General features: G+C 46.7%; 8 protein-coding genes. 7 read left to right on the top strand and 1 reads right to left on the bottom strand.

Annotation, left to right across the window (positions count from 1 at the left end):
* The 5 genes from B5Z18_RS29270 to B5Z18_RS29250 form a co-directional block, all read left to right on the top strand.
* On the top strand, window positions 1-3,417 hold a 3,417-nt coding region (locus B5Z18_RS29270), incomplete at its 5' end, for an MBG domain-containing protein (RefSeq protein ID WP_143313735.1).
* A 10-nt stretch (window positions 3,418-3,427) separates the two neighbouring features.
* Window positions 3,428-4,345, top strand: coding sequence for a PorP/SprF family type IX secretion system membrane protein (locus tag B5Z18_RS29265; RefSeq protein WP_159454471.1), 918 nt, complete (start codon window positions 3,428-3,430; stop codon window positions 4,343-4,345).
* Window positions 4,346-4,502: 157 nt separating this feature from the next.
* On the top strand, window positions 4,503-5,477 hold the full coding sequence (locus tag B5Z18_RS29260) for a hypothetical protein (RefSeq protein ID WP_079473094.1): 975 nt from the start codon (window positions 4,503-4,505) through the stop codon (window positions 5,475-5,477).
* A 95-nt stretch (window positions 5,478-5,572) separates the two neighbouring features.
* A complete protein-coding gene (locus B5Z18_RS29255; protein ID WP_079473093.1) occupies window positions 5,573-7,243 on the top strand; it encodes an eCIS core domain-containing protein in 1,671 nt (556 codons plus the stop codon).
* A gap of 152 nt (window positions 7,244-7,395) precedes the next feature.
* The gene (locus B5Z18_RS29250; protein WP_079473092.1) at window positions 7,396-8,241 is read left to right on the top strand and encodes an OmpA family protein; all 846 of its coding nucleotides are present in this window, start codon (window positions 7,396-7,398) and stop codon (window positions 8,239-8,241) included.
* Between the two features lie 81 nt (window positions 8,242-8,322).
* Here B5Z18_RS29250 and B5Z18_RS29245 read toward each other — a convergent pair whose 3' ends face one another.
* Window positions 8,323-9,651: a DUF3108 domain-containing protein gene (locus tag B5Z18_RS29245; protein WP_079473091.1), complete on the bottom strand. Its 1,329-nt coding sequence runs from the start codon at window positions 9,649-9,651 to the stop codon at window positions 8,323-8,325.
* 361 nt (window positions 9,652-10,012) lie between these two features.
* Between B5Z18_RS29245 and B5Z18_RS29240 the strand changes: the two genes are divergently transcribed.
* Window positions 10,013-10,567, top strand: coding sequence for a sigma-70 family RNA polymerase sigma factor (locus B5Z18_RS29240; protein ID WP_159454470.1), 555 nt, complete (start codon window positions 10,013-10,015; stop codon window positions 10,565-10,567).
* Window positions 10,568-10,639: 72 nt separating this feature from the next.
* Window positions 10,640-11,677, top strand: coding sequence for a FecR family protein (locus B5Z18_RS29235; RefSeq protein WP_079473089.1), 1,038 nt, complete (start codon window positions 10,640-10,642; stop codon window positions 11,675-11,677).
* Window positions 11,678-11,705: the final 28 nt, after the last annotated feature.

Here is an 11,705-nt window from a genome sequence, read left to right as displayed (position 1 = left end):
GCCTTTGCGCTCAACGCCGGTAGCAGCAGTGCGTTAGCGGTGAGCTACAGCGTGGTAAGCGGGCCAGCCACTATCAATGGTAACACCGTTACTATTACCGGCACAGGCAATGTAACCATTGCAGCTGATCAGGGCGGTAACGGCAACTACTCTCCTGCTACACAGGTAACACAAACATTTAACGTTGCCAAAGCAATACTAACGGTAACGGCTAATGATAAAAACAGGGCGTACAAACAAGCTAATCCAACACCGGATTACACCATTACCGGTTTTGTAAACAACGAAACCATCAGTGTAGTATCCGGCAACGCCATCATCGCGCACACCGCTGATATCAATAGCGTGCCGGGTGTTTATCCGATTACGGTTACTGCTGGTGCGTTAGCAGCAGCTAATTACAACTTCAGCTTTGTGAATGGATCACTTACCATTACGCAGGCTTCTCAAACCATCACCTTCCCGGCTATCACCGGTAAAACATATGGTGATGCCGCCTTTACTCTCAATGCAGGTAGCGATGCAGGGTTAACAGTAGCCTATACCGTTACTTCCGGGCCGGCTACCGTAAACGGTAACACCGTCACTATCACCGGCGTGGGCAATGTAACCATCAGCGCCACACAGGCAGGAGATGCTAACTATACCGCAGCAGCGGCGGTGAGCCAATCGTTCCAGGTAACGCCGGCTACACTGACGGTAACCGCGGATGATAAACAGAAAGTATACGGCGCTAATAATCCTGCACTCACTTACACTATCAGCGGGTTTGTGAATGGTGAAAACAGCAGCGTGATTACTGGTGTTGCTGCTCTCAGCACTACTGCAAATAACAGCAGCGCACCAGGCACCTATCCCATTGCAGTGGATGTGACGCCATTGATCTCAACCAATTACATCTTCACTCCTGTCAACGGTATATTAACCGTTGCGCTCACATCGCAAACCATCACCTTCCCGGCCATCACCGGTAAAACATATGGCGACGCTGCCTTTGCGCTCAACGCCAGTAGCAGCAGTGCGTTAGCAGTGAGCTACAGCGTGGTAAGCGGACCAGCCACTATCAGCGGCAACACCGTTACCATTACCGGCGCGGGCAATGTGACCATTGCAGCCGATCAGGGCGGTAACGGCAACTACTCGCCTGCTACACAGGTAACACAAACCTTCAGCGTTGCCAAAGCAATACTAACGGTAACGGCTAATGATAAAAACAAGGCGTACAAACAAGCTAATCCAACACCGGATTACACCATTACCGGCTTTGTAAACAACGAAAACATCAATGTAGTATCCGGCAACGCCATCATCGCGCACACTGCCGATATCAACAGCGTACCGGGTGTTTATCCGATTACGGTTACTGCTGGTGCGTTAGCAGCAGCTAATTACGACTTCAGCTTTGTGAACGGATCACTCACTATTACGCAGGCATCACAAACCATCACCTTCCCGGCTATCACCGGTAAAACATATGGTGATGCCGCCTTTACTCTCAATGCAGGTAGCGATGCAGGGTTAACAGTAGCCTATACCGTTACTTCCGGTCCGGCTACCGTAAACGGTAACACCGTTACTATCACCGGCGTGGGCAATGTAACCATCAGCGCCACGCAGGCAGGAGATGCTAACTATACCGCAGCAGCGGCGGTGAGCCAATCGTTCCAGGTAACGCCGGCCACGCTAATGGTAACCGCGGATGATAAACAGAAAGTATACGGCGCTAATAATCCTGCACTCACTTACACCATCAGTGGGTTTGTGAATGGTGAAAACAATAGCGTGATAAGCGGTACACCGGGTCTTAGCACTACTGCAAATAACAGCAGCGCACCAGGCACCTATCCCATTGCAGTGGATGTAACGCCATTGACCGCGGCCAATTACATCTTCACTCCTGTCAACGGCATATTAACCGTTGCGCTCACATCGCAAACCATCACCTTCCCGGCCATCACCGGTAAAACATATGGCGACGCTGCCTTTACGCTCAACGCCAGCAGCAGCAGTACGTTAGCGGTGAGCTACAGCGTGGTAAGCGGGCCGGCCACTATCAGCGGCAACACCGTTACCATTACCGGCGCAGGCAATGTAACCATTGCAGCTGACCAGGCAGGCAACGGCAACTATTCACCGGCTGCACAAGTCACACAAACCTTCAATGTGGCCAAAGCAATGCTGAATATTAAAGCCAGAGACGAAGTACGCACCTATACCGGTAACGGCTATACGGGTGGTAACGGTGTAGATTATACCGGATTCGTGAATGGAGATGCAGCAACCAGTTTAACCGGTACACTTGCCTACGCAGGTACCTCGCAGGGAGCCATAAATGCAGGCACTTATATCATTACGCCTTCTGGCTTAACCAGCAACAATTATAACATCTCCTTTACAGATGGTCAACTGACAATTGCAAAGGCACAGCAGCAAATTACCTTTACTCAAACAGGTAATAAAAACCAGGGAGATCCTGATTTCATACTCACTGCCACTGCCAGCTCCGGACTGCCGGTTACGCTTACCAGCGACAATACCGCTTCCATCAGTATCAACGGTAATACGGCACACGTGGGAACAGTAGGCACTGCCAACATCAGTGCTTCACAACCGGGTAACAGCAACTACGAGCCGGCGCAAACGGTTACACAAACTATTGTCGTTACTGCATGGACGGCGCCGGTAATCACGGCCCAGGGCAGTACCACTTTCTGCGAATCCAATACGCTCACGTTACAATCCAGCAGCACAACCACCAATGAGTGGTACCGCAACGGCATCCAGATACCCGGAGCCACCGGCCAATCGCTGACCGTGAACGAAAGCGGCAGCTATACCGTAAAAGCGATTTACGATAACAATTTCGGCGTACTCTCCGCAGCAGTGATAGTAACTGTAAACCCATTACCTGTGGGTAATGTACGGGCAAATGGAAATACTACAATCAGTAAGGGAGAAACGATCACGCTCACGGCCTCCGGCGGCCATACCTACTTATGGTCTCCCGCAACAGGACTGAATGATCCAACTACCGCTTCGCCCGTAGCCCGCCCGGCGGTTACCACCAACTACCAGGTAACCATCACCAGCAGCAGCGGTTGCAGCGTTACGAAGGATATCACGATCACTGTTAAAGAGGACTATAAACTGGAAGCCACCAATATCCTGACTCCTAACGGCGATGGTAAAAACGACCTGTGGGTGGTAAAGAATATCGATATGTACCCGCAAAATGAAGTAAAGATATTTGACCGTTCAGGACGCATGGTATTCCATCAGCGCGGCTATACCAACAACTGGAATGGTACCGTAAATGGTCAGCGGCTGGCAGAAGGAACCTACTATTATATTATTGATCTGGGCGGTAACACACCGAAGTTTAAAGGGTTTATCACAATTGTCAATGCAAATTACTAAGCAAACGACTATGAAAAAGTATGTGAGATATATCACGCTGCTGGGAGCTTTCGCTCTCAGCAGTCAATATGCAGGCGCACAAACTGCAGGCAATCCTACCATGATGTATGAGCCATTGGCGGCGCAATACTTCCTGGATCAGTATATGGCCAATGCAGCAATGGCAGGTATCGACACCGGGTTACATGTGTACGCGGCTTACCAGCGGCAGTCGTCAGATATACCGGGGGCGCCGGTGGCCAAAGCCCTTACGGCCGACTATATGCTCGGAAAGCGCGTAGGCATTGGCATGAATATTTTTAACGATAAAGCCGGCTTGATCAACAGCACAAAAGTAGCCTTCACTTATGCTTACCACCTTCCATTGAGTTTAAGCGGCGCAGGGGTATTGCATTTTGGCCTGTCGGCCGCATTTATAAACCGCCGGCTGGATACCAAAGGGGTCAATGGCGATATAACCGACACCTACATCAACGCCTTCAACAGAAGGGATAATTACTTTGAAGGCGACTTCGGCATGGCCTACACCCGCAAAGGGCTTACGGTGCAGGCATCTGTCCCAAACCTGGTTAGCTTTGTTAAAAACAAAGCCGAAGACGATGGAATAGATCGCGCCCTGTACTTCGCTGCAGCGGGATATAAATTTGAAATGGACGGGCAGCTGAATTCAATAGAACCTAAAGTGTGTATGCGTGGTGTGAAAGGGTATGATAATATTATTGATGCCGGCGCTAATTTCATCTTCTTACAACAACAACTGAATGCGTTTGCCATGTATCATTCTTCGAAGAGCTTTAGTGCCGGCGCAGGCGTAAACTACAGGTCCATAGCCGGATTCCAGCTGGTATACAACTCGCAGACGGCAGGTTTAAGCAACTACACCAATGGAACATTTGAAGTAAACCTGGTCATTCATCTTTTCAAATAAAATCTGTTATCATATTTTTTTAAAAGCCTTCGGTCAGGATGATCCGAAGGCTTTTTTTCATGCACCTACCTCTTCTCCGGTATATAAAAAATCGTATCTTCAGCCCTTAATTACGTACTGACGCACCCTAAACGGAACACCTGCAAAAAAGTAAAGCATGATCAGAAAAATTAAACCCCTGGCCAGCGCGCTGGCATTGTTGTTAACTTTTACCTCTACAGTTAAAGCCCAGTCCTCTCCTGCTATATTAGCGGTATATGACGACTATTCCGGTAAAGAACCTGGCCTTACTTATTGGAAAAATGGAAAAACAATCCGGCTAACGGATGGCAAAACGACCGCAGGAGCGGCTGCTATTGCAGTATCCGGCGATGATGATTATGTTGCCGGTCATGAATATAACACCGCCGGAGAGCCTGTTGCCACCTATTGGAAAAACGGGAAAGCAGTAACGCTCGCCAACGGGGAAACATTTTCCAAAGCAGTTGGCATCGCTATATCCGGCCCGGATGTACATGTGATTGGCAGCAATGGCGGCGATGCAGTATACTGGAAAAACGGCGCACCCACCTCGTTGGGTGCAGACGCTGAAATACATGCCATTGCGCTCAACAGCAGCGATGTTTATATAGCCGGTTACCAGCCAAATGATCAGGGCAACTATGTGGCCATCTGCTGGAAAAACGGCACCGCCATCCCACTATCGGACGGGCAGAAGAGTGCGGAAGCCCATGCTATTGCCATATCCGGCAACGACATTTATGTAGCAGGTTTTAAAATGGATGAAGATGGAAAGGAAGTGGCCATGTATTGGAAAAACGGTGAACCGGTGATACTTCCCGGTGGCTGCAGGGCCAATGCGATAGCAATATCCGGCAATGATGTATATGTAACCGGGATCGACAGGAATGCGGAAGGCGCCAATATCATTGTTTACTGGAAAAACGGGAAAGCGGTAAGGCTCACCGATGGCAAAGAGGCCTCCGGCGCCGGAGCAAGCGTTATCACGGTTGCAGGAAACGACGTTTATATAGCTGGTTATCTTGATGGCAAAGCCACTTACTGGAAAAATGAGAAGCCGGTGGGTTTGAATGATATCATCGGGGGGATAACGGGGATGGTGGTTAGATAGCCATCATTTCAAAGCGGGCTTGTCATGATTTTACATCATTTTATAACCCAAATGATGTAAATTACAATATATGATATAATCCAATCCCTCATATTATGTCACATGAAAACCAGTATAGCGGGGTGATACATTCACCATCCTCCGCTGCCGCGTACAACCATAGTATTTCAGGAATATCGAAGCCCGCTGTTCAGCCAGTTCAAAGAGCATCTGATGAAAAGGATCATGAAGAAGATCCATTACAAATGCGTAATGGGCCTAAGCCATTTCAATTAAAGTCCAATAATACCGGTTTGCCTGACAACCTTAAATCCGGCATTGAAAACCTGTCGGGTTATTCAATGGATGATGTAAATGTACATTACAATTCAGGCAAGCCTTCACAACTACAGGCGCACGCTTTTGCCCAGGGAACGGATATACACCTGGCATCCGGCCAGGAAAAACACCTGCCGCATGAAGCCTGGCATGTTGTACAGCAGAAACAGGGACGGGTAACGCCCACCATGCAATTGAAGGGTAAGGTAAATATCAATAACGATTCAGGGCTGGAAAAAGAAGCGGATGAGATGGGACAAAAGGCGGTACAGTTATCGAAAGATCCTGCAACCGGGCCTTATAAGGGATTCAAACAGCAGACGGCTGCTTCGGTTGTACCTACGGCTCAACTGATGCAGATCAACGGCGTGGACCTCACTGAATCGTCGAAACTGGCAGACCTGAAGCTCGCCATAGGCTGGAGCCCGCACCTTGGAATAACCAAGCCGCTGAAAGACAACGAGAAAACGGAACTGCTAAGGCTGATCCGGCTGCTTAAAAGCGACGATAGCAGCGTGAGTGATATAGTTGAAGACCTGGAAAAAGAATCATCTGAAGAAGAGGAAGATGGAGGATATGGAGAAGGTTTTGGAGATGAAGCAGGATTCGGAGAGGAGGATTTTAAAGGAGTGCAAAGCTTTTCGTTACCCGAGGTAAGCCAGCAGCCAAAACGCCGCCAGACTCCCGAAGACTTTGGATGGGAAAACTTTCCTGAAACCTACAAGGGGCTGAAAAAACTCGGAGTGCATGAAACTGATTTCGCAAACCTGGAGAGCCTCGTGGCGAAGGGACCTGCAGTGGAAAAAGTGGATTCAGCTAATCATATCGGTAAAGGACGCGGTTTTTATGTAACACCCGTAGGAAAAAAGAAACTGGCAACCGTTGTTGACGGTATTGTATATGGCGACAGTTTTGTTGCTATATATATCAAATCAAACATTGGAGCGGTAAGGTCACCTAACGAAGAAAGTAATCATACCGAGATCCTCGATAAGGAGCATGGGAATGAATTATGTTACTATATCATGTCCGGGGGTGGGGAAATTGTTATTCCGGAAAGATGCTTCCCTTATGTAAAAGCAGTATCGGTACTGGAGCAGCTACATCAAATCAGGGAGGAGAAGAAAAAGAAAACGGGGAAAAAGGAGAAAGAAAAAGAAGTGGATGAAGATCATGGCCGTGGCGAACATGAAGTTGGGTTGAACCCGGACCATCAGTTAGCGCTGGCCATTTACAATGACGAGGTGGACTTTGTACGGAGACTGAATAAATTATCAGATGATTACAACAGTGCCACATCGGTGAGTGTTAAAAAAAGAATTAGGCAAAGATGGATGTTCCTCGAAGCGAGATTATTTAACAGATGGCAGACGAATGGCCGTCAATATACACTCTGGTTAGATGTAAGGCCTATTGGTACCCATACTGATTTTCCACCGCATCCATAATGTGCCTTCTCCGGCTGCTGTTATTACCAGATCCGGAAAAGTAAATTGTGCCATGAAGTGATAACAAAAAAATACTATTTTTACGGATAGACGCCGTTGTTATCAACTACAACGGGCTACTCAATATGTAAGTAGTCATCATCCTTTCAACTATGAAACATTCTTTCTTTTCTACCCTTCTGCTTATCACCTGCATTGGTGTGACCAGTAATATCTATGGACAAAAATGCCCGGGCCATCCCTTGTTCAGCAACATGTCCAATTTTGAAGTATCGGATTGCGTTAACCGGGAGTTCGACAAGCTGGAGTTTACGCTGAACGACAAATCCCCAAACGGTTATAGCGTTGTGGAAAAATCCGGAGAATTCCTGGAAGTATCCTTTCGCTGGCTGGGTGACTTTGAAAATCGACCCGCCCCCGTGCAGATCTATCAAAATTATAAGAATGCCATTGTAAAGGCAGGTGGTGAGCTACCGGATGCCTATAACAAAAACAGCACGCTGTATGGCAAAATCAAAAAGGGAAGCGACACATACTGGTTGCAGGTTTATACAGACGGCAGCGGCTATTATACGGTAACCAGTGTAAAAGAAGGCGCTATGCGCCAGGATGTGGAAGCCATCACCGCCGAGCAGATAAAAAAAGGAATGAAAGAAGAAGGGAAAATGGCCTTTTACGGTATTTATTTTGACACCGACAAGGCAACTATAAAACCTGAATCTACTCCCAGTTTGAAAGAAATAGCCAGCTTTTTAAAAGCGGATCCCTCTCAGAAAGTATTTATCGTTGGGCATACCGATAATACCGGGGATTTTCAGCATAACCTTACACTGTCAAAACAACGGGCAGCCGCTATTGTAAATGAGTTGACCACCAAACATGGTGTGAGTGCCGGACAATTGACGGCGGAAGGGGTCGGCCCCTTATCACCCATAGGCTCTAATGCAACGGAAGCAGGTAAAGCCAGCAACAGAAGGGTAGAATTGGTACGCAGGTAAGCGCAGGATGATCCGACTATGAAGATAAAAAAGCAGCCGGAGGATTAACCTCCGGCTGCCTGAAAATTCATTCTGCAATAACTATAACGTCTTCTTCAGTTTCACTTCTACCGTCTCTCCTTCTTTTTCTATCTTCACTACCTTTTTAACAGTGGCTGAAGTGTTACCAACATAACTTCTGACAGTTGTGTTCTCAGAGGTTCCCTGGTACAAGCCATTTACATAAGTATCCGTATAGCCTACCACTTCAGTTCGCCTGGACGTATGTACATAACCAATTTCCGCAAAAATCAGGTAGTCGCCGGGCATCAGGTTTACAAATTCAAAATGGCCCTTGTCATCATATACAGTTGTTGTTTTGATACATTCCGCCGCTTCTTTCGGAAGTGGTACTGCCCTTCCCTTTTTCCTGGATGCTTCATTTAATTTTATCCATTCTTTAAAGAAATCGGTATAGGGGATCAAAACAATGGATGTACCTGCACGGGCGTATTGTTTTTTATTTATATTAATCACTGCAATACCACTAAGCATTCCTTCATTTTCATTGTCTTTTGCATACACTTGTCCACTGATCACCGCACTGCCCGACTTTATCAGTTTCATGGTAGCCACTTTATCAAAAGTGCTTTTAAAAGGATTAAAATCTGTCTCTCTGTCAACCATCAGAATATGCTGGCCGGCATTGGAAAATATATCCACCTTCCATAACCTGCGTGTTTCTTTGTCGATGTAATACACATACTTATCGTTGGTGGCCTGTTCAAAAACAGTCACCAGCCAAACCTTATGTGCACCGGTAAGACTGCTGGTATACATACCGCTGGTTACTTCTTCAATAATCGCCTTTTTCAGATTAACGGTATTCTCCGGTCTGTAATCATACACCGGCATGCTGGCACTGTATCCGGAAGCAAGGGGAAGTAATCCAAGTAAATAGGGATAGCAATACCCATCAAAAAAAGCTTCGTTTACCGGTTCTTTGATGACGCGTTTCTTCCGGCTCTGTTTGTCGTAATGGTACCCTGTAACTTCCTTTCCATAGTTGAGCATCAGCTCATACTTATCGTTGAATGAAGACCTGTAAAGAGGCGTGAAAGTTTTCCCATCAGAAATAATGGTGTCAATCCGCGGGTCACCGGCGCCAACCAGGTTTAGTGTGGTAACGATAGACATCGTTTCTTTGTTCGCATTAATATCAATGATAAATGAGCTGATCTCCGTCTCCCTGCCCCCATCTACAATATAGCAGCCCATTTCATACTTCCCGGTTTTAAGATACTTTGTTTCAAAGGGAATCTTTCCCGGTGTTAAGGCAACTTGTGCATTACACAAACCCGCTGTAATAAGAAGTATCAGCGTAAAAAAAATACCCGGTACCCGGGAATACTTAAAAGGATGAATGATCATGTTGGGTTTAATATGCTTTGTCCAAAATACAGGTAGCCGGTGCTGAAACGGTCTTTTGCCTTGTAATCTGCAATATACTTAGATTACCATCTTTCACCATCAAAAGTAAATGCTTTTCCGGCTCATTGATCTACTGGTAAGCAGGTATTTTTTCTACTGGTTTACAGGTATTTTTCTGAGTTCTTGTGTGATGTAGGGGATGTTTTTATTTTTTCTGTTAAGAAGAATTTTTATACTTTTTTCACTTACCTGGTGATCCTTTCAAGAAGCCCCCGATTTCCCTCCTCCACCACCTCATTATCACCCCCTATAGGAATTCCCGCATTTATTTATTTAAATTGCCGGTGTAAAACGCCACGTTGTGAATACTATAGCTGCTTTGAAACAAGGTAACCTTTTGGTATTTAATGAAGTATACTATTCGTGCCACAAAAGGATCTACTATTTTATTCTCCGGAAAACAAAGTCTCCTTTCATCGCAGAGGAGGTGGCGCAGCTTACATTCATCAAGTTCTGGAACTACCGGGAAAGCCTGGCAGACGATCTCGACGTACAGCTCCAGCTGTTCCGTATTGCCCGTACCACCCTGATCGACTTTCTCCGGAAGGAAACCGTGTACAAAGAAAAGGTGATCCACGTGATTGAGCAGTACACCCTGCCGGCAGATGACCTCTGGGGCCGGCTGGCCGAAAAAGAGCTGCAACATAAACTGGCCCACGCACTGGAAGAAATGCCGCCGATGCGCCGCAAAGTATTTGAAATGAGCCGATTTAAAGGTATGAGCCATCAGCAGATAGCGCACGAACTTTCCTTGTCGTCCAGAACTGTGGAGTCACATATCTTTCAGGCCATCAGGCAAATAAAACATTATCTCCGTCTGCTGCTTCCCCTCATAGCCTGGCTTTTCCCGTTTTGAAAATATTTTTACGTTTCAACTAAGTAGTCTGTCTTTCACAAACGTATTACTTATCTATCAGCCGTACATAACATGATAAATGACGAATTACTGGCGCGGTTCTTTAGCAATCAATGCACACCGGAAGAAGCCCGTGAGGTAGCCACCTACCTGCAGGAACATCCGGATATGCTGGAGAAATACCTGCCGGAAGAAGAATTTCTGCAGATACAGGACGATGGCAATTTTCCGGAAACGGTTTCCCAACAGTGGCTGAAAAACATCCACCGCCAAACCGTATTTGCCAATAGCCGTACAAAATGGGCGAAACGACTGGCCATCGCGGCAGTAACCGCAGGCGTGCTGATAGGGGGAAGTTTGTTACTGGTAAACCGCGACCAGGAAAAGGAAACAGTTGTTGCATCCGCAACAATCGCATCTATTCCGCCGGAACAACAGGAACGCAAAGAAAACACCAGCGGCAAAACCATCACTACCGTGCTGCCGGATGGATCAGTGGTACAGCTTTTCCCGGATGCCAGCATGGTGTATAATAAACAGTTCAGGGACAACAGGAATATATATCTTACAGGAGAGGCAGATTTTACTGTAGTAGCCGATAAACAACACCCCTTCGTGGTGTATAGCAGCGAACTGTATACTACCGTACTGGGTACCTTTTTTCATGTGAAAGCGATCCCCGGGGAAGATATGATTACCGTACGGCTGAACACCGGTAAGGTGTTGGTACAGGCAGCCCCCAACAATAAGAAGGTAGTACTTACACCAGGAAAAGAACTCCGGTACTACCGCAAAACAGGAAGATCCATCGTGGCAGATTTCAATACTACGGGCACGGGTATATTAGTAAAAGCAGGAAACAACAACACCGGGAATGCAAAGCCGGACTGGTATAAATTTAATAATCAACCAATGGCGCAGGTCCTCGATCAGCTGAGTAACTATTACGGTGTAGCCATCTATTATTATCCGTCGGATGTAACAGAGATCTACTTCGATGGTAAATTTGAAAAGACCGACTCGCTGGTGAAGATACTGACCGATTTAACGCTTCCCAATAATCTGAAGCTGATCAGAAACGATAGCGGATTTATTATTAAGAAGAAATAATTCAACAACTATAGTTCTATTCCACAAA

It is taken from the genome of Chitinophaga ginsengisegetis (assembly GCF_900168065.1).
GTDB classification, from domain to species: domain Bacteria; phylum Bacteroidota; class Bacteroidia; order Chitinophagales; family Chitinophagaceae; genus Chitinophaga; species Chitinophaga ginsengisegetis.
The sequence above is the reverse complement of the archived record's forward strand: the minus strand, read 5'-3'. Positions and strand labels throughout refer to the sequence as shown.

What these genes read in the sequence shown, in the direction of transcription:
- B5Z18_RS29260 (WP_079473094.1), top strand. Translation starts at nt 4,503, where the DNA reads ATGATCAGAAAAATTAAACCCCTGGCCAGCGCGCTGGCATTGTTGTTA.
- B5Z18_RS29245 (WP_079473091.1), bottom strand. Translation starts at nt 9,651, where the DNA reads ATGATCATTCATCCTTTTAAGTATTCCCGGGTACCGGGTATTTTTTTT.
- B5Z18_RS29250 (WP_079473092.1), top strand. Translation starts at nt 7,396, where the DNA reads ATGAAACATTCTTTCTTTTCTACCCTTCTGCTTATCACCTGCATTGGT.
- B5Z18_RS29235 (WP_079473089.1), top strand. Translation starts at nt 10,640, where the DNA reads ATGATAAATGACGAATTACTGGCGCGGTTCTTTAGCAATCAATGCACA.
- B5Z18_RS29255 (WP_079473093.1), top strand. Translation starts at nt 5,573, where the DNA reads ATGTCACATGAAAACCAGTATAGCGGGGTGATACATTCACCATCCTCC.
- B5Z18_RS29265 (WP_159454471.1), top strand. Translation starts at nt 3,428, where the DNA reads ATGAAAAAGTATGTGAGATATATCACGCTGCTGGGAGCTTTCGCTCTC.